This is a genomic window from Hydrogenophaga sp. (genome assembly GCF_030373225.1).
Classification (GTDB): Bacteria; Pseudomonadota; Gammaproteobacteria; order Burkholderiales; family Burkholderiaceae_C; genus Hydrogenophaga.
The window spans coordinates 85,460-102,357 of the sequence record NZ_JAUCZG010000013.1; the positions used below are offsets into that span (position 1 = coordinate 85,460).

At 67.9% G+C, this 16,898-nt stretch carries 17 protein-coding genes; 5 read left to right on the forward strand and 12 right to left on the reverse strand.

Annotation, left to right across the window (positions count from 1 at the left end):
* Nucleotides 1-7: 7 nt before the first annotated feature.
* Nucleotides 8-1,177, reverse strand: coding sequence for a DSD1 family PLP-dependent enzyme (locus QUV35_RS09545; RefSeq protein WP_300873073.1), 1,170 nt, complete (start codon nt 1,175-1,177; stop codon nt 8-10).
* On the reverse strand, nt 1,170-1,817 hold the full coding sequence (locus tag QUV35_RS09550; RefSeq protein ID WP_300873075.1) for a histidine phosphatase family protein: 648 nt from the start codon (nt 1,815-1,817) through the stop codon (nt 1,170-1,172). The genes QUV35_RS09545 and QUV35_RS09550 overlap by 8 nt, the downstream gene beginning before the upstream one ends.
* A 105-nt stretch (nt 1,818-1,922) precedes the next feature.
* Here QUV35_RS09550 and QUV35_RS09555 point away from each other — a divergent pair, with 105 nt between their 5' ends.
* Nucleotides 1,923-4,292, forward strand: coding sequence for a PAS domain-containing sensor histidine kinase (locus tag QUV35_RS09555; RefSeq protein ID WP_300873077.1), 2,370 nt, complete (start codon nt 1,923-1,925; stop codon nt 4,290-4,292).
* 23 nt (nt 4,293-4,315) lie between these two features.
* Here QUV35_RS09555 and QUV35_RS09560 read toward each other — a convergent pair whose 3' ends face one another.
* The 5 genes from QUV35_RS09560 to QUV35_RS09580 all read right to left on the reverse strand — a co-directional run bounded on the left by QUV35_RS09560 (nt 4,316) and on the right by QUV35_RS09580 (nt 8,583).
* The gene (locus tag QUV35_RS09560) at nt 4,316-5,020 is read right to left on the reverse strand and encodes a DUF4136 domain-containing protein (protein ID WP_300873079.1); all 705 of its coding nucleotides are present in this window, start codon (nt 5,018-5,020) and stop codon (nt 4,316-4,318) included.
* A gap of 42 nt (nt 5,021-5,062) precedes the next feature.
* On the reverse strand, nt 5,063-5,983 hold the full coding sequence (gene ttcA, locus QUV35_RS09565) for a tRNA 2-thiocytidine(32) synthetase TtcA (RefSeq protein ID WP_300873081.1): 921 nt from the start codon (nt 5,981-5,983) through the stop codon (nt 5,063-5,065).
* A 35-nt stretch (nt 5,984-6,018) separates the two neighbouring features.
* Nucleotides 6,019-7,200: an ATP-binding protein gene (locus tag QUV35_RS09570; protein WP_300873083.1), complete on the reverse strand. Its 1,182-nt coding sequence runs from the start codon at nt 7,198-7,200 to the stop codon at nt 6,019-6,021.
* 202 nt (nt 7,201-7,402) lie between these two features.
* Nucleotides 7,403-7,777, reverse strand: a complete 375-nt coding sequence (locus QUV35_RS09575; protein WP_300873085.1) for a dihydroneopterin aldolase — start codon at nt 7,775-7,777, stop codon at nt 7,403-7,405.
* Nucleotides 7,774-8,583, reverse strand: coding sequence for an SDR family oxidoreductase (locus QUV35_RS09580; RefSeq protein WP_300873087.1), 810 nt, complete (start codon nt 8,581-8,583; stop codon nt 7,774-7,776). Before QUV35_RS09580 ends, QUV35_RS09575 begins: the two co-directional genes overlap by 4 nt.
* Nucleotides 8,584-8,612: 29 nt before the next feature.
* Here QUV35_RS09580 and QUV35_RS09585 point away from each other — a divergent pair, with 29 nt between their 5' ends.
* From QUV35_RS09585 to glk, 4 genes are all read left to right on the forward strand, one after another.
* Complete coding sequence (locus tag QUV35_RS09585) at nt 8,613-9,725, forward strand: SAM-dependent methyltransferase (RefSeq protein ID WP_300873089.1); 1,113 nt, start codon at nt 8,613-8,615, stop codon at nt 9,723-9,725.
* Nucleotides 9,726-9,727: 2 nt separating this feature from the next.
* Complete coding sequence (locus QUV35_RS09590) at nt 9,728-9,922, forward strand: DUF2905 domain-containing protein (protein ID WP_300873091.1); 195 nt, start codon at nt 9,728-9,730, stop codon at nt 9,920-9,922.
* A 40-nt stretch (nt 9,923-9,962) separates the two neighbouring features.
* Nucleotides 9,963-10,406: a thioredoxin TrxC gene (gene trxC, locus QUV35_RS09595; RefSeq protein ID WP_300873093.1), complete on the forward strand. Its 444-nt coding sequence runs from the start codon at nt 9,963-9,965 to the stop codon at nt 10,404-10,406.
* A 90-nt stretch (nt 10,407-10,496) separates the two neighbouring features.
* A complete protein-coding gene (gene glk / locus QUV35_RS09600) occupies nt 10,497-11,495 on the forward strand; it encodes a glucokinase (RefSeq protein ID WP_300873096.1) in 999 nt (332 codons plus the stop codon).
* Nucleotides 11,496-11,523: 28 nt separating this feature from the next.
* Here the strand turns inward: glk and QUV35_RS09605 are convergent, their stop codons facing one another.
* The 5 genes from QUV35_RS09605 to QUV35_RS09625 form a co-directional block, all read right to left on the reverse strand.
* On the reverse strand, nt 11,524-11,940 hold the full coding sequence (locus tag QUV35_RS09605; RefSeq protein ID WP_300873097.1) for a hypothetical protein: 417 nt from the start codon (nt 11,938-11,940) through the stop codon (nt 11,524-11,526).
* A gap of 95 nt (nt 11,941-12,035) precedes the next feature.
* On the reverse strand, nt 12,036-12,941 hold the full coding sequence (locus tag QUV35_RS09610) for a mechanosensitive ion channel family protein (RefSeq protein WP_300873099.1): 906 nt from the start codon (nt 12,939-12,941) through the stop codon (nt 12,036-12,038).
* A 75-nt stretch (nt 12,942-13,016) separates the two neighbouring features.
* Complete coding sequence (otsA, locus tag QUV35_RS09615) at nt 13,017-14,399, reverse strand: alpha,alpha-trehalose-phosphate synthase (UDP-forming) (RefSeq protein WP_300873101.1); 1,383 nt, start codon at nt 14,397-14,399, stop codon at nt 13,017-13,019.
* Nucleotides 14,400-14,493: 94 nt separating this feature from the next.
* Nucleotides 14,494-15,234: a trehalose-phosphatase gene (gene otsB / locus QUV35_RS09620; RefSeq protein ID WP_300873103.1), complete on the reverse strand. Its 741-nt coding sequence runs from the start codon at nt 15,232-15,234 to the stop codon at nt 14,494-14,496.
* 106 nt (nt 15,235-15,340) lie between these two features.
* The gene (locus tag QUV35_RS09625; RefSeq protein WP_300873105.1) at nt 15,341-16,633 is read right to left on the reverse strand and encodes a multifunctional CCA addition/repair protein; all 1,293 of its coding nucleotides are present in this window, start codon (nt 16,631-16,633) and stop codon (nt 15,341-15,343) included.
* Nucleotides 16,634-16,898: the final 265 nt, after the last annotated feature.

Consider the following 16,898-nt stretch of genomic DNA (forward strand, 5'->3'; position numbering starts at 1 on the left):
GGAGAGGTCAGCCCAGGCAGCCTCTGGCGTCCACCCGGATCACGCGCTCCACCACACCCGCAGCCAGGCCGCCGCGCACGCCCACCATGAAGTCGTGCAGATTGACGGTGGGGTCGCAGTGCCCGGGCACCAGCCAGACCGTTTCTCCCAGATCGGGCAACGGGCCAGGGCCGTCGACGCGCAGCACGCCGTGCTCGTCGCCACCGCTGCTGTAGGTCAGACCCTGCGGAAACCACACGGCTGGCATGCCGCTGTCGATGGCGTGGCTCTTGTGGCCGGCGTCGCAAACCGCATGGCCGGTCTGCCGGCTCATCACCTGACTCTTGACGAACAGGGCGTGTTCAAACGCCGGCGCCAGCGGGTCCGCCTCGTTCGCAGCGTAATCCGCATCCATGAAAAGGTAGGAGCCCGCCTGAAGCTCACCCCAGACACCGCTGGCGGCCTCCAGCGCCATGGTGCCTGTGCCGGCGCCGGTGACCAGCGGTACCTTGAAGCCTGCCGCCTCCAGCGCCTGGCGGGTGCCCTGCACCGCGAGGGTCGCGCGTGCGATGGCCGCGGCGCGCTCGGCGCCCGTGCGGTGATGCTGTGCAGCGCCCTGGTAGGCCTGTAGGCCGGCGAAGCGCAGGACCGTGTGCTCGAAGACAGCCCGGACCAGGGTCACGGCCGCGGCACCGGGTGCGATACCGCAGCGACCATGCCCCACGTCGATCTCGACGAAAACGTCCATGGCCGCCGGCGCGCTCACGTCCGCTGCATTCAGGGCCTGAGCCAGCCGTTCGACGCCGGCCAGGCTGTCGACTGCGATGGAGAACTTCGCGTTCTGAGCTCGCACCGCCTGGGCCAGCCGCAACAGCTTCGACGGGGCGATCACCTCGTTGCTGATGTAGACATCCCGCACGCCCGCCTCGGTCAGTGCCAGTGCCTCGTCGGTCTTCTGCACGCACACGCCCACGGCACCGTGACGTATCTGCAGCTGGGCGAGTTCGGCGCTCTTGTGCATCTTGGCGTGTGGTCGCAAGCGCAGGCCGTGCGCGTGAGCAAACGCCGCCATGCGGGCCAGGTTGCGGTCCATGGCGTCGAGGTCGATCACCAGCGAGGGGGTGTCGATCGTCTCCACGCCATGACCGATGCCGGCCTGAGCCCGATGCCAGCGCCGGGTGGTTGATGTTTCATGCATGGCGTTCATCCAGCACCGGTGCCGCGAGGCTCTGCAGGTGGTTGGTGTCGGCCCAACCCACCAGGCTCAGGCCTTCGGGACTCCACAGCAGGCGGTTGAGGGCGGTGTTGGTGAGCTCCCAGCTGCGGGGCGCCTGCAGACCCAGGCGGGTGGCGGCACGGTAAAGAATGTCGAGCACGCCGCCATGCGCGACCATGAGAATCTGCTCGCCCGGGTGGCGCGCCGCGAGCTCGGCCAGGGTCGGCACCACCCGGGCCTCCAGTTGAAGCAAGGACTCACCTTCGGGTGGAGCGAAGTCGGGAACGCGCTTGCGCCACGCCGCAGACGCATCGGGGAAGCGTTGCTCGAGTTCGGTCCAGGTGTGCCCCTCGAAGCGCCCGAAGCACCGTTCGCGCAAGCCCGTGTGGCTGGTCACGCGCTGGCCCCGGGTGTTGGCCACGGCCTGCGCGGTTTCATGGGCGCGCAGCAGGTCACTGGCGTAGATGGCAGCGATGGGTTCGTCTTGCAGCGCGTCGGCCAGCCGCGCAGCCTGCCAGCGACCGTGTTCGTTGAGTTCGATGTCGGTGTGGCCCTGGATGCGGGTATCGCGGTTCCAGGCGGTTTCACCGTGGCGCACGGCCAGGATGCGGGTGACGTTCAAAGCGGGTCCTTCAAGTCGGGCAGGAGAGTGCAACTGTACCGGGGGAGCCATTTTTGCGCGTGTGCCGAGGCTTGAAAACGCGGGGATTGCGACACAATCCCGTGTATGACGCTGTCGCGATCCCCCTCCGACGGGGATTTCTCAACCCTGTTCAATTTCCTGCCCATCGGGGCCTACCGCAGCTCGCCCGACGGTCAGATGTTGCGGGCCAACCGGGCGCTCGTGGAACTCAACGGCTACGCGTCCGAGGCCGACATGCTGATCGCGGTCAAGGACATCGCCCAGGAGTGGTACGTCGATCCGGCGCGCAGGGCCGAGTTCCAGAGCCAGCTCGAACGCGATGGGTTCGTGCGCGGCTTCATCTCTGAAATCCACCGCCACAACACGCGCGAGAGGGTCTGGATCAACGAGAACGCGCACAGTGTGCGGGATGCATCGGGCGTGCTGCTGTATTACGAAGGCACGGTCGAAGACATCAGCGACCGCATGAGTCACCAGAAGGCTGTGCGGGAGAGCGAGGAGCGTTTGCGTCTGATCACCTCACAGGTGCCAGGCATGGTCTTCTCGGTCTTCATCCACCCCGACGGACGCCGCGAATACCGTTACGTGAGCGAAGGTGCACGCGACATCTACGGCCTGGAGCCCGAGGAGCTGTTGCGCGACCCCATGCTGGTTGCGCGCTACCGGCACCCGGACGATGTGGCTCTGCTGGTGCAGGACCTGCAACTCGTTCGGCAGGGTCCGCTGGACCTCGGTGGCGAATTCCGGATCGTGATGCCCGATGGGCGCGTGAAGTGGGTCTACCGCCGTTCGTGCACGGTGTCCTCGGACGCGACGGGCACGCTGCGGGTGGGCGTGTTGCTGGACATCACCGCGCGCAAGCAGGCCGAAGCCGACCTGCACGCCAGTGAAACGCTCTGGAAACTCGCGCTTGAAAGCGCCGGGGACGGCGTGTGGGACTGGAACATCCAGACCGGCGAGGAGTTCTTCTCCAGCAGCATCAAGGCCATGTTCGGTTACGCCGACCAGGACATCGCCAATCTGTCGGCCGAGCTCGACGCGCGCACGCATCCCGACGATGTCGCCCAGATGCAGAGTGACCGGGAGGCGCATTTTGCAGGTCGCGTTCCCGTCTACCGCAACGAGCACCGCATCCGCTGCAACGACGGTCGATGGAAATGGGTTCTTTCGCGCGGCGTTGTGATCGCGCGCGACGAACGTGGTCAACCCCTGCGCATGGTGGGCACCCACACCGACATCACCGAGTTGAAGGAAGCCGAGGCCCAGCAGCGCACGCTCGAGGCACAGCTGCGCGAGTCGCAAAAAATGGAAGCCATCGGCACCCTGGCCGGCGGCGTGGCGCACGACTTCAACAACCTGCTGGCCGCCATCCTGGGCAATCTGGTGCTGGCCCGCGAGGACGTGGGAGAGCAGCATCCGGCCCAGGAAAGCCTGGCCGAGATCAGCCGTGCGGCCATCCGTGCGCGCCAGCTGGTGCAGCAGATCCTGACCTTCAGCCGGCGGCAGACCCAGGAAATGCAGCGCCAACCGCTCAAGCCCCTGGTGGAGGAAGCCCTGGGCTTGCTGCGCTCGCTGCTGCCCGCGGGCCTGCGGCTGGTCACGCGTCTGCCCTCCAGCGGCCTTCAGGTGCTGGCGGATGCCACGCAAATGCAGCAGGTGCTGATGAACCTGTGCACCAACGCCTGGCAATCGATGGAAGGCCGGGCAGGCGACATCACGGTGGCGCTCAGCGAGGTCAGCCTGGATGCTTCGCAGGCTTTGCAACTCGGTGGCATCGCCAGTGGCGCCTACGCCTGCCTGAGCGTGGCCGACAACGGACCGGGCATGGACGCCGAAACGCAGCGCCGCATCTTCGAACCTTTCTTCACCACCAAGGCACCAGGTGCCGGCACCGGCCTGGGTCTGGCGGTGGTTCACGGCATCGTCAAGGCACACCGCGGCGCCATCGGTCTGGATTCCCGGCCTGGCGAAGGCACGCGTTTCGACGTGTACCTGCCCCTGGCCGCCTCGGGACCCGCCGAGGCAGTGCCCGCCCCTGCCTCACCGGCCCCGGCGGCGAAGCCGGTGCAGGCGCAGGCCGGCAAACATGTCGTCTACATCGACGACTACGAAGCCCTGGTGTTTCTGGTCGGCCGCCTGCTGCGCAAACAGGGGCATCGGGCCTCCACGTTCGAGTCGGGCGAAGCCGCGCTGGACTGGCTGCGTGCCAACCCCGACGTGCCGGTTGACCTGGTGGTGAGCGACCACAACATGCCGGGACTCTCAGGTGTGGAAACGGCGATCGAGATCCGCCGGCTGCGCCCGGCGCTGAAGATCGCCATCGTCTCCGGCCACGTCAACGACAAGCTGCTCGGCGACGCGGCGGCGGCCGGCGTGAGCGAGGTGATGGGCAAACAGGACAGCATGGACGCGCTGGGCGATGCCATCCAGGAGCTGCTGGAACGCGCCACCTGAGGCCGCACCGTTCGCCACGTCGTTCAGCGCGGCACTTCGATGTTGACCTGCCGCAGCCCGGCCGGTGGGGTGGGAAAGTCGCGCAAGGCGGCATCGAGCATGGCCGTCCACAAGGCATTGGAGCTGTTCCACCGACCGTCGTGTGCCGCGCGGGTCTCGTACACCACCCGGCCGCTGGCCGCATGACGAATGATCAGCGACACCTCGCGCTGGTAGTAAGGCGTTTCCATGCGCAGGAACAGCGGCGCGTAGAGGATGTGCCCGCTGCTGGTCACCACGTGGTCGCGCCCCGGAAAACCGAAACCCGCTCCGAAACCGCCGCCCCACAGGCCGTCATACGGACTCTCCCAGGGTGCGCGAGGCAGGCGCAGCGTGCTGGCGCTCACCCCCACCGTCCAGGGCGCCGTCACGCCGGTGGCGGCGGGCGTCCATCCGACCCGGCCCAGGGCCAGCGTGGTCAGCGTCTCCAGTTCGTCCTGCCCGCCACCCGAGCGGCTGTCTTGTTGAGAGGGCAGGCGCTCGAACCGGTACACCTGTGGCGCCTGGGGAATGGCGACCGGCGCAGCGGCGCCCGAGGGCGTGGGGCCCTCGGCCCAGCGTGCATAACTCTGCACCTGGTTGTCCACCAGGAACACGCTGGCGCAACCGCCGAGCGCCAGCAGCGCGCCCGCGGCCGCGCCCAGCCTGAGCAGGCGGGACCAGCGACAAATGGCATTCGGTGTGGACATGTGGCCTCCTGGAAAAACGGCGCGGGCGTGGCCCCGTGGCCTTCAGTGCGTGGCAGAAATCGGTATGACCGGGCGGGCTGCGGTGGCGTTCCCCTCCATCGCCTCGTCTTCCCGCCGGGTCTGCACCGCAGGGGGAAGCGGTTGGTCGTCGAACGCCTTGTCGCCGTCTTCGCTGGCTTCACCGGTGGCGCGGATGGTCTGGAACGGAAACAGCGCGCGGTCCATGAGGTGGCTGGGCACGATGTTCTGCAGCGCCGTGAACATGTTTTCAATGCGCCCCGGAAAACGCTTCTCCCAATCCTTGAGCATCAGGCCCACCTGCTGGCGCTGCAGGTTGTCCTGGCTGCCGCACAGCGTGCAAGGGATGATGGGAAACTGCCGCACCTCGGCCCAGCGGGTCAGGTCCTTTTCGGCCACGTAGGCCATGGGTCTGATCACCACATGCTGCCCGTCGTCGCTCACCAGCTTGGGCGGCATGCCCTTGAGTTTGGCGCCAAAGAACATGTTGAGCAGGAGCGTCTGCAGCATGTCGTCCCGGTGGTGGCCCAGGGCGATCTTGGTCGCGCCCAGTTCGCTGGCCACGCGGTACAGGATGCCGCGCCGCAGCCGCGAACACAGGCTGCACATGGTCTTGCCCTCGGGGATCACGCGCTTGACGATGGAGTAGGTGTCCTGGTTCTCGATGTGGAACTTCACGCCCAGCTTCGTGAGGTAGGCGGGCAGGATGTCGGCAGGGAAGCCCGGTTGCTTCTGGTCGAGGTTGACCACGATCATCTCGAAGCTGATCGGCGCGCGCGCCTGCAGCTTTTGCAGGATGTCGAGCATGGCGTAGCTGTCCTTGCCACCCGAGAGACAGACCATCACGCGGTCGCCTTCCTCGATCATGTTGTAGTCCACGATCGCGCGGCCGACCTCGCGGCACAGGCGCTTTTCGAGTTTGTGGTTTTCGTGTTCGGTGTTCATGGCCATTCTTTCAGCCGCTTCATGCAGCGGGTGCGTCATTCCATCACAGGCACGATGCGCTTCATGAAAGCCGCGAACATGGGCACCGTGAAGGCGGTGTCGCCGTGCGTCGGGCTCCAGACCATGCCCTTGGTGATGAGCGAGCTGCGCGTGGGTGCCAGCGACGAGACTTTCTCGACCAGGCAGGCCGCGACATCACCCGAGCGGTGGGGCCCTTCGCCCAGTTCGGCCATGGCACGCAGGTATTTTTTCTCCTTGGGCGTGCAGCGGTCGAAGCGCACACGAAAGAAACCCTCGTCCAGCGCAGCGATCGCCGTGGCACTGGACTTGTGCACCGCGTCGATGCCGATCGGAGTGGCATCCGCAGCCAGCCAGGTGTGGCTGCCCCAGGTCTGCAGGAAATAGGCGTAGCCCTGGCTCACGCGCAGGATCTCCTGCAGTGCGGCCGGGGTGATCGATACGCCCTCATCGTGCAGCGGTTTTTCGATGGCCTGCGCCGCCGCTTCCAGGGGCAGCGGGCCGATCTCGGGGAAGTCGAACAGGCGTTCGGCATACGACTTGGCATTGCCGAGCTGACCCCTGAGCTGCGGCAGGCCGGCGCCCACCAGCACCACCGGCAGCTGCCGCTGCGCCGTGCGGTGCAGGGCGGTGATGAGGGCGGCCAGTTGGGCTTCTTCCACATACTGCAGTTCGTCGATGAACAGGGCCAGGGCCGTGCTGGCGGCCTTGGCGGCCAGGCCGACCTGCTCCATCAAGGCCTGCAAGTCGTGTTCCAGGTCGCCGTTGTCCGCCAGGCCAGGCTCGGCCTCGTAGTCGATGCCGACCTCGATGTCGTTGTAGGTCACCTTCAACCGGCTCGCGAAGCCCGCCAGCGCCCGCAGTCCACGGATGGCAAACGCCTTGGCGGCTTCGGTCTGGCTCAGGCGCAGCAGCGCCTGGCGCAGCTGGGGCGCCAGCAGCGCCGGCAGAGACCGGCCTTCCGGCGCCTCCAGACGCACCGTGTGAATCCCGGCCGCCTCCGCATCGTCACGCACACGGTCGAGCAACACGGTCTTGCCGACCCCGCGCAGGCCCACCAGCATCGCGCTCCTGGCAGGGCGGCCGATGCGGGCCCGCTCCAGCGCGACGCGCAGGGACTCCCGCAGCGCGTCGCGGCCTGCCAGTTCGGGCGGAGGCGTGCCCGCGCCGGGCGCAAAGGGGTTTCTGACAGGGTTCATGCGACGATTCTACTGAAATTTGCGAAGTTATAAAAATTCAGTAACTTTACAAACTTTGCTTGATTCAGATGTCACCGGCGCACGTGACCCACACCAGCAGACGTCACGGAACCGCCCTTCGACAGGCTCAGGACGGGCCGCAGATGTCGCCCCCTTGAGGGGGTGACGCGGCGAATCCGCGGCGCGGGGGTGATTTCCCTCCTTACCACTGCCCGCTTTCCATGCGGATCGCGACTTCGCAGTCATCAAAGATCTCCAGCTTGGCAATCCGCACCCGCACGCCGATCACCCCGGGCATCTGCATCAGCCGGCGCGTGAGTTTGCCGATCAGGCTCTCGAGCAGGTTCACGTGTTCGGCGGTGCATTCGTCGATGATGATCTGGCGCACCTTGCGGTAGTCGAGCACATGGCCGATGTCGTCGTCGTGGGGCAGCAGCGGCTGTGTGCCCTGGTTGAGTTCGGCGTCCACCTGGATCGGCTGCGGCGCCGATTTTTCGTGGTCGAGAATGCCCAGGTTGGCGTCGAATCGCAGTCCGGTGAGTGCGAGGATCTGGGTGCCGGCGTAGGTGGCGGTCATGGGTGTGGGTTCGGTGTCATGAGCGAAAAATCGCGCTCGAAGCGCATCAGGTGCTGGCCGCCGTCCACCAGCAGCGTGGTGCCGGTGATGGAGGTGTTGTTCAGTGCGAAGGCCACCGTGGCGGCCACATCTTCGGGGGTCGACGAGCGGCCCAGCGGCGATTGCCGGTGCAGGGCCTGGAACTGCTCGTCGCTGAGCAGATGGCTGGTGAGCGTGAGCCCGGGCGCCACCCCCACGACCCGAACGCGCGGCGCCAGCGCCATGGCGAGCATGGTGTTGGCGGCTTCCAGAGCGGCCTTGGACAGGGTGTAGCTGAAGAAGTCCGGGTTCATGTTCCAGAGCTTCTGGTCGAGCAGGTTGACCACCGCGCCACGGCCATCGCGCTGCAGCAGGTGCGCGTGCAGGGCCTGCGCCAGCAGCACCGCGGCACCGGTGTTGGCGCGCAGGTGGGTCTCCATGGCAGCAAAACCGAAGGTGCCTGCGCTGTCGTTCTCGAAGGTGGAGGCGCTGTTGACCACCGCGTCGACCTGTCCGAAGTGCGCCACCACGGCTGGCAGCAGCGCGCGCACGCTGGTTTCGTCCACCAGATCGGCGAAGAAAGCGGCTGCGCTGCCGCTGCGCTGGGTGAGCTGGTCGCAGTCGGCGGCGGTCTGACGGGCGTCGTCCACCGAGTGGCGGTGGTGCACGGCCACGTTCCAGCCGGCGCGCGCCAGCGTGAGGGCGATTTCGCGGCCCAGGCGCTTGCCCGCGCCTGTCACCAGCACGGTGCGCGCCTCATGGGAGGCGGGGGAGGCGGAGGAGGGCATTGGGTGACAATCCGGGGGTGCAAACCCCCATGGCAACAGAACCGGTGAGTTTAACGAGCGACCTGCTGCGGCGGCTGGCCGGGGCCATCGCACAGGCCGGTGGCTGGCTCTCGTTCGACCGGTTCATGGCGATCGCCCTGTACGAGCCGGCGTTGGGCTACTACGCCAACAGCGCACCCAAGTTTGGCCACACCCCGCAGGCCGGCAGCGACTTCGTGACCGCGCCCGAACTCTCCCCGCTTTTTGGCCGCGCCCTGGCGCGCCAGGTGGCCCAGGCGCTGGAGGCCACCGGCACCAGCGCCGTGTGGGAGTTTGGCGCCGGCACCGGAGCGCTGGCCCTGCAGGTCATCGAGGCCCTGGCCGGGCAGGATCGGCCGCTGCGCCGCTACACCATCGTCGACCTCTCGGGCAGCCTGCGCGAGCGCCAGCGCGCCACGCTGGCGGCACACGCAGACCTGGTGCATTGGGTGGATGCCCTGCCTGAACGCATGGAAGGTGTGGTGCTGGGCAACGAAGTGCTCGACGCCATGCCGGTGCAACTGCTCGCGCGCCTGGGCGGCGTGTGGTTCGAACGGGGCGTGGCACTGCACCAGGACCAACTGGTCTGGGCCGATCGGCCCACCGGCTTGCGCCCGCCGCTGGAGGTGCCCGGCGAGCACGACTACCTGACCGAAATCCACCCGCAGGCCGAAGCCTTTGTGCGCACCCTGGCCGACCGCTTGCAGCGGGGCGCGGCGTTTTTTCTCGACTACGGTTTCCCCGAGTCCGAGTACTACCACCCGCAGCGCCACATGGGAACGCTGATGTGCCACCGCGCGCACCGCAGTGACAGCGATCCGCTGGCCGACGTGGGGCAGAAGGACATCACCGCGCACGTGAATTTCACCGGCATCGCCCTGGCCGCGCAGGACGCCGGCCTGCAGGTGACGGGCTTCACCAGCCAGGGCCGCTTCCTGCTGAACTGCGGCCTGCTGGACCTCGCGCAGCACGCCGGTGCGCGCGACAACGCGATGATGCAGAAGCTGGTGAACGAACACGAAATGGGTGAGCTGTTCAAGGTGATCGCGCTGACACCGGCGGCCAGCGCAGCGGGCTGGCTGCCGCTCGGATTTGCGGTCGGCGACCGCACGCACAGGCTCTGAACATGATCCGCTGGATGATCGTCATCTTCCTGGCCCTGCTGCTCATCAGCTGGTTCACGCCCCTGCTGCAGCGCATGGGTTTCGGCCGGCTGCCCGGCGATCTGCGGTTCAAGGCCTTCGGCCGGGACTGGAACCTGCCGTTTGCCACCACCATCGTGCTGAGCATGCTGGCCAGCCTCATCGGTTACCTGGTGTGAGGCGCTTGCAATCGGCGCACCGGGCACCATCTGCGCGAGCATGAGCACCGAACTTCTGCACATCGTCTGTCCCCATTGCCACACCACCAACCGCGTGGCCCGCTCCAGCCTGGCGCAAGCGCCCGACTGCGGCAAGTGCCACCAGCCACTGTTCACCGGGCACCCGGTGGCGCTGGACGAGGCGGCGTTCGACAAGCACATCGCCCGCTCGCAGGTGCCGGTGCTGGTCGATTTCTGGGCGCCGTGGTGCGGCCCCTGCCGCGCGATGGCGCCGCAGTTCGAAGCCGCCGCGCGCGAACTTGAACCGCACATGCGCCTGGCCAAGGTGAACACCGAAGAGGCGCAACAGCTCGGTGCGCGGCTGCAGATCCGCAGCATTCCCACACTGGCACTGTTCATGGGCGGGCGTGAAGTGGCGCGACAGCCAGGTGCGATGGGCGCCGCCGACATCGTGCGCTGGGCGCGCGCGCAGCGCACGGGTTGAACCGGGTGGGCGCACGGGCTGCAGCGGGCTATCATCCGCCGCTTCGCGCCAGCTGCCCGCAGCGGCGCGCCGCCAAGGAGGTCCGCCGTCATGTCCCCTGAAGATTCCCAGACCGGGCGACTGCTGGCCGACGTGGGCGGCACCAACGCCCGTTTTGCCTGGCAGGCGCGCGAAGGCGCCCCGCTGTCCGACCTGCAGGTGCTGCCGGTGGCCGATTTCCCGACGCTGCAGGCCGCCATGCACGCCTACCTCGATGGGCTGGGCCGGCTCCGGCCCGAGCTGGCGGCGATTGCCATTGCCAATCCGGTCACGGGCGACCGGATCCGCATGACCAACCACCACTGGGCGTTCTCGCAAGCGGCCGTGAAGGCCGAGTTCGGCCTGGCCCATCTGCGCCTGCTCAACGACTTCACCGCCCTCGCCCTGGCCTTGCCCGACCTGCCGGCCGGCGAGCTGCGTCAGGTGGGCGGTGGCGCGGGACAGCCCGGCAAGGCCAAGGCCCTGCTGGGTGCCGGGACCGGCCTGGGCGTCTCGGGCCTGTTGCCCGACGGCGCGGGCGGCTGGTTGCCGCTGGAAGGTGAGGGCGGCCACGTGACGCTGCCCGCGGTGAGTGCTCGTGAGCGCCTGGTGATGGATGGCCTGACCCGGCGGTATGGCCGCGCCTCGGCCGAACGCGTGTGCAGTGGCCAGGGCCTGGTCGACACCTTCACGCTGCTGTGCGAAGCCGACAGCGTGGCCTTGAGTGGCCTGGGTTCCGCCGCCGCAGTGACCGAGGCCGCCCTGCAGGCCCGTCAGCCCCAGGCGCTGGAAGCCCTGAACATGCTGTGCGCCATGCTGGGCTCGGTGGCGGGCAACCTGGCGCTCACGCTGGGTGCGCGCGGCGGCGTCTACATCGGCGGGGGCATCGTGCCGCGCCTGGGCAGCTGGTTTGACACCTCACCGTTTCACGAACGCTTCCTCTCCAAGGGGCGTTTTCATGACTACCTGAAAGACGTTCCCGTGTGGGTGATCACGTCGGCCCGGTCGCCCGCCTTGCTGGGGGCCGCTCGCTCGCTCGTGGGTTTGCACCGGGCGGCGTCGCAACCCTGATGCAGCGACCCCCTCGCCGTTGCGCGCCTCAGTCGTCCTGCAGGTTCCAGCGAAAGCCGCAGCGCTTGCAGCACACCGGCACCAGCCGCTGGGCCGTCAGTCGCCGGTCTTCCACCTCCTGCAGCTTGAGCAGGCCATAGGCCTGGCATTGCGCACAGTTGGCCTGGTTGGCCATCTCTTCGGCGTGCATGAGCAGGTAGAGGTAACGGCGCATGGACCACAGGGCGATGGCCGCACTCACCACCACAAACGCCGTGTTCATGAGCTTCTCGCTCGTGCTCGCGCCGCGAAACGCCTCGAAGCTGGCCATCATGGCCACCGCTGAAATCAGGGCCAGCGCCAGGTGTGCGTGGCTCGACAGCAGTTCGCGCTCGTACCACTTGCGAAAGCCCACGCGCTGGATGCCGTCGGCCAGCGTGCGGTTGAGGGGGTTGCGAGCGGTCATGGTGAGCTCCTGCTCGCCGCATGGTGTCACAGCCCGCCCGGCCCTGCCAGCTGGTCGGCCAATCGCCGCCAGGCGGCCAGGCCCGGGTGCCGGTTTCAGGCCTCGGTGAGCTGTTGCACCACAAAGGCGGGGGCCTTGCCTTCGCGGTCCTGGCCGGCGTACACCGTCATGTGCGGGTAGGGAATCTCGATGCCGTGTTCGTCGAAGGCGGCCTTGACCCGGCGCAGGTACTCGCGCTTGACGCCCCACTGCTCCAGCGGCAGGGTGCGGAAGCGGCAGCGGATGATCACGGCCGAGTCGGCCAGGCTCTCCACACCGGCGATTTCCATGTCGGCCAGGATCTTCGGCTGGAAGTCCGGGTCCTGCTGCAGTTGCTTGGCGACCTTGCGCATCACCGCCATCACCTCGTCCACGTTTTCGCGGTAGGCCACGCCGATGTCCATCACCGCGTTGCTGAAGCCGCGCGTCATGTTGACCACGGTGCTGATGTGGCCGTTGGGCACATAGTGCACATTGCCGTCGTAGTCGCGCAGCTGCACATAGCGCAGCGTCACCACCTCCACCATGCCGGCATGCTCGCCGAGCTTGACCACATCACCCTGGCGGATCTGGTTCTCCAGCAGGATGAAAAAGCCGGTGAAGAAATCCTTGACCAGGCTCTGGGCACCGAAGCCGATGGCCAGACCCACCACGCCCGCTGCACCCAGGATGGGCGCCACCGACACGCCGAGTTCGGCCAGCACCAGCATGCCGGCGATCAGGCTCACCACCACCGTGGCGAGGTAGCGAAAGACCCGTCCCAGTGTCTCGGCGCGCTTGGTCGATTCGCGGTCGTCCATGCGGCTGGCAATGCGTTCGCGAAGGGTGCGGATGGCGCGCTGCAGGACCGAAATCAGCAACCAGGCGGCCACGACGATCAGGGTCACACGCAACAGGGTGGTGGCGGCGCCGCCCAGGCTGACCCACCAGCGCGCTGCCATTTCAATCAGGTTGTCGTTCATGGTGTCCTCCATTCAAGGCGTGGAAAGGCAATGCTCGCGCCGGCCCCGGGTCGGGCCCGTGCGAACGTTTCGGGGTCAGGGTGCAGGGACGGCGGCCAGTGCGTCGAGGAAGCGCTGGCGCCACCAGTGCACGTCCTGCTCGCGGATGCCCGCCAGCAAGGTCTGGTGGCGGCGCTGGCGCTCTTCCAGCGGCATCTGCAGCGCGCGCTGGATCGTCTCTGCCGTGCGGGTGGTGTCGTAAGGGTTGACCAGCAAGGCATCGTGCATCTGCTCGACCGCACCGGCAAACCGCGACAGCACCAGCACACCCGGGTCGTCGGGGTCCTGCGCGGCCACGAATTCCTTGGCCACGAGGTTCATGCCGTCTCGCAGCGGCGTGACCAGGGCCACGCTGGCCGCGCGGTAGAGGCCGGGCAGGCGCTTGCGCGCCACGTTGCGGTGGATGTAGCGCACCGGCATCCAGTCGAGCTCGCCGAAGTTGCCGTTGATGGCACCGCACAGGCTCTCCAGCTCCTGGCGCAGCGACGCATAGGCGTCGACCGACTCGCGGCTGGGTGCGGCGATCTGGATCAGCGTCGCGCTGCCGAGGTTTTCCGGGTAGGCCTGCAGGAGCTGGCGAAACGCCTTCAGGCGTTGCGGAAGACCTTTGGAATAGTCCATGCGCTCAACGCCGAGCAACAGGCGCCGGCGCGAGTACTCGTCGCGAATCTGGGTGTACATGTCCTGCGCCTCGCGCGCCTGCCCGAGTTCGGTGAACTCGTCCACGTCGATGCCGATCGGGAAGGCCTGCACCTGCAAGGTTTTGCCGAACGCGCGGAACTCGTGCTCGCCCAGGATGTCGGCACCGGTCTCGGTGCCCACGTAGCGCGAGAAGTGCGCCACGTCGCTGTCGCTCTGAAAGCCCACCAGGTCGTAGGCGAACAGCGAGCGCATCAGCCAGTCGTGCTCGGGCACGGCAGCCAGGATCAAGGGTGGCGGCAGGGGAACGTGCAGGAAGAAACCCATGCGCTGCTGGCAGCCCATCGCACGCAACTCGGCGGCCAGTGGAATCAGGTGGTAGTCGTGCACCCAGATGATGTCGTCCGGGCGCAGCAGGCCCGCCAGCTTGTGCGCCATCATCTGGTTCACGCGCCGGTATCCGCCGATGTAGCCGGCATCGAAGTCGGCGAGGTCCAGCCGGTAGTGGAACACCGGCCAGAGCACGCCGTTGCTGTAACCCAGGTAGTAGCTGTCGTGGTCCTCGCGACTCAGGTCCACGGTGGCGAGCTGCACGTTGCCCGCGTTGTGCAGGTGCAGATCACCTTCACCCGGCGTGCCGTTTTCCACCACCTTGCCGCTCCAGCCAAACCACAGCCCGCCCGAGGCCTCGAGCGCCTGGCCCACCGCCACGGCAAGTCCACCCGAGGCGGCCTTGCGCGGATCGGCCACGCGGTTGGAGACGATGACGAGCCGGCTCATGAACCCGCCCCATGCACATCCAGTGCCCACGTGGGGGGAAGAAAGTGCCCGGGCAGCCGGCCCCGGAGCTTTGGGCAGAGAGGGGGGAAATTCATCATGTGGAGATCACCGGGGGTTGAAGGGCTTTTGCGAGCCAGGCGCGCAAGCCTGCGGGGTTCTCGCACCGGTGCAGGGCACAACTCGTGCCTGCACCCACCTTGATGCCCACTCCGCCCAGGCGCTGCACCACGGCGAATCCCGCCTCGTCGGTGACATCGTCGCCGGCAAACACCGGCAGTCGACCGGCAAATGGCGCCTCGTTCATGAAGGCCTGGATCGCCAGGCCCTTGTTGACGCTGACCGACTTCACTTCGACCACCGACTTGCCTCGCAACAGCTGGAGTCCACCCTCGCGCTCGACAGCCCGCGAGAGCGTCTGCACGCACAGCGTCTCCAGCGAAGGCGCCAGCCGGAAATGCAGGGCCATCGAAGTCTGTTTGGTTTCCAGCAGCAGCCCGGTGTGCCGTGACACCAAATGCTGGGCCGCAGCCACGGCGCGGTCCAGGCCTGGCGGGCGGTGCGCCGATGCATCGCCATGCGCCGAGACGCGCACGGCCCCGTGCTCGAAAGCGGCCGGCCATCGCCACGGAGAAAGCATGGGTTCGATGTCCTCGCGGGCGCGGCCGGTGACCAGCGCGAGCGCGCCGTCCAGTCGTTCGTGCAGCCGATCCAGCAGCCGCGCGAGGTCCTCGGGCACCGTGACCGCGTCGGGTCTTGGTGCCAGATCGGCCAGCGTTCCATCGAAGTCGAGAAAGAGTGCTGACCCTTGCGTCAGTGGCTTGGGTAAAGTACTCATCAGCCCGACACCGTAACACGCTGCCGCCGTGTGCGGCCCGCGTGCTCCGATGCCCCACCGCCGAGGTGCGAAGTTTTTCAGCCCGCTTGACGGATGCAGGGAGCGCTCAATCGCCAGCAACGGCGGGGCCTGCAGCGCCCATGCCGAGCGCGACCGTGGCCACTCGCGCAGCGTGGATCCGCTCGCCCACTTTCACACCGCTCAGGCCGTCGGCCTGTGCCTGCCGGGCCACGCCAGCGGTGTCCACCGACTGTGCCAGGACCAGCGCCCGACCCAGCCGCTCGCGTTGGGGATAGGTGTTCTCGCCCATGCCCAGACGCCCGCGCGCGTCACATTCACAGGCCAGCAACACCTCGTGAAAGCGTGCCGGCTTGCGCAACGCGTCGCAACGTTCCAGCAGGCGCACCAGTGCACCGGCACCGAGCGATTCGCTGCGGTGGATGTTGCCGTGTTCGCGCGCCACCACATCGGCCAGTTCCCGGCAATCCACCGGCACCCGCAACCGCTCGCAAACGCCCTTGAGCAGGCGCGCGCTGCGTTCCTCGTGTCCGATGTGACGCGGCAACACGGCGGGCGGCGTCGTGCCTTTGCCGAGGTCGTGCCCCAGGCAGGCGAAGCGCACCGTGAGCGGCGCATTCAGGCGCGCGCTCATGTCGAGCACCATCATCAGGTGCACACCGGTGTCGATCTCCGGGTGGTACTCGGCGCGTTGTGGAACGCCCCAGAGCCGGTCCACTTCCGGCAGCAGGCGTTGCAGGGCACCGCAGTCGCGCAGCACGTCGAACATGCGGCTGGGACGTTGCTCCATGAGTCCGCGCGCCAGCTCCTGCCACACCCGCTCGGCCACCAGGTGGTCGACCTCTCCATGCACCACCATGCGCTGCATCAGATCGAGCGTCTCGGCGGCCACCGAGAAGTCGGGGAAGCGCGCGGCGAACCGCGCCACCCGGAGGATGCGCACCGGATCTTCGGCGAAGGCCCCGGTTACGTGGCGCAGCACGCGGTCCTGCAGGTCGCGCTGCCCGTCGTGGGGGTCGATGAGTTGCGCGCGGGCGGGGTCGTCCGCTTCACTGGCTGCCACGGCCATGGCATTGATGGTGAGGTCGCGTCGCGCCAGGTCGTCTTCGAGCGTGACGCCGGGCTGCGAATGCACGACGAAGCCCCGGTAGCCGGGCGATGTCTTGCGTTCGGTGCGGGCGAGTGCGTGTTCCTCGCGCGTGTCGGGATGCAGGAAGACCGGAAAGTCGCGACCCACCGGCAGGAAACCCCGGCGCACCATGTCCTCGGGCGTGGCGCCCACCACCACCCAATCGCGGTCCACGTGCGAGGCCCCGGGCGCGCCGGCACCCTGCGCCATCAACGCATCGCGCACCGCACCACCCACGAGATAGGTTTTCATCCGGAAGAGTTTAGGGGCAGCAAGCCGGGCAGCCCCCAGCCGGGTCAGCCCCCTCGGGGGGCAGCGGACCACGCGCAGCGGGGGAGCGTGGGGGCACACAGATCCGGCGCCGGGCCGCCCCCAGCCGGGTCAGCCCCCTCGGGGGGCAGCGGACCACGCGCAGCGGGGGAGCGTGGGGGCACACAGATCCGGCGCCGGGCCGCCCCCAGCCGGGTCAGCCCCCTCGGGGGGCAGCGGACCACGCGCAGCGGGGGAGCGTGGGGGC

Bases quoted from the DNA above. Each gene is read 5' to 3' on its own strand.
- QUV35_RS09545 (WP_300873073.1), bottom strand. From the start codon at position 1,177: ATGCATGAAACATCAACCACCCGGCGCTGGCATCGGGCTCAGGCCGGC.
- QUV35_RS09555 (WP_300873077.1), top strand. From the start codon at position 1,923: ATGACGCTGTCGCGATCCCCCTCCGACGGGGATTTCTCAACCCTGTTC.
- QUV35_RS09560 (WP_300873079.1), bottom strand. From the start codon at position 5,020: ATGTCCACACCGAATGCCATTTGTCGCTGGTCCCGCCTGCTCAGGCTG.
- ttcA (WP_300873081.1), bottom strand. From the start codon at position 5,983: ATGAACACCGAACACGAAAACCACAAACTCGAAAAGCGCCTGTGCCGC.
- QUV35_RS09570 (WP_300873083.1), bottom strand. From the start codon at position 7,200: ATGAACCCTGTCAGAAACCCCTTTGCGCCCGGCGCGGGCACGCCTCCG.
- QUV35_RS09575 (WP_300873085.1), bottom strand. From the start codon at position 7,777: ATGACCGCCACCTACGCCGGCACCCAGATCCTCGCACTCACCGGACTG.
- QUV35_RS09580 (WP_300873087.1), bottom strand. From the start codon at position 8,583: ATGCCCTCCTCCGCCTCCCCCGCCTCCCATGAGGCGCGCACCGTGCTG.
- QUV35_RS09585 (WP_300873089.1), top strand. From the start codon at position 8,613: ATGGCAACAGAACCGGTGAGTTTAACGAGCGACCTGCTGCGGCGGCTG.
- QUV35_RS09590 (WP_300873091.1), top strand. From the start codon at position 9,728: ATGATCCGCTGGATGATCGTCATCTTCCTGGCCCTGCTGCTCATCAGC.
- trxC (WP_300873093.1), top strand. From the start codon at position 9,963: ATGAGCACCGAACTTCTGCACATCGTCTGTCCCCATTGCCACACCACC.
- glk (WP_300873096.1), top strand. From the start codon at position 10,497: ATGTCCCCTGAAGATTCCCAGACCGGGCGACTGCTGGCCGACGTGGGC.
- QUV35_RS09605 (WP_300873097.1), bottom strand. From the start codon at position 11,940: ATGACCGCTCGCAACCCCCTCAACCGCACGCTGGCCGACGGCATCCAG.
- QUV35_RS09610 (WP_300873099.1), bottom strand. From the start codon at position 12,941: ATGAACGACAACCTGATTGAAATGGCAGCGCGCTGGTGGGTCAGCCTG.
- otsA (WP_300873101.1), bottom strand. From the start codon at position 14,399: ATGAGCCGGCTCGTCATCGTCTCCAACCGCGTGGCCGATCCGCGCAAG.
- otsB (WP_300873103.1), bottom strand. From the start codon at position 15,234: ATGAGTACTTTACCCAAGCCACTGACGCAAGGGTCAGCACTCTTTCTC.
- QUV35_RS09625 (WP_300873105.1), bottom strand. From the start codon at position 16,633: ATGAAAACCTATCTCGTGGGTGGTGCGGTGCGCGATGCGTTGATGGCG.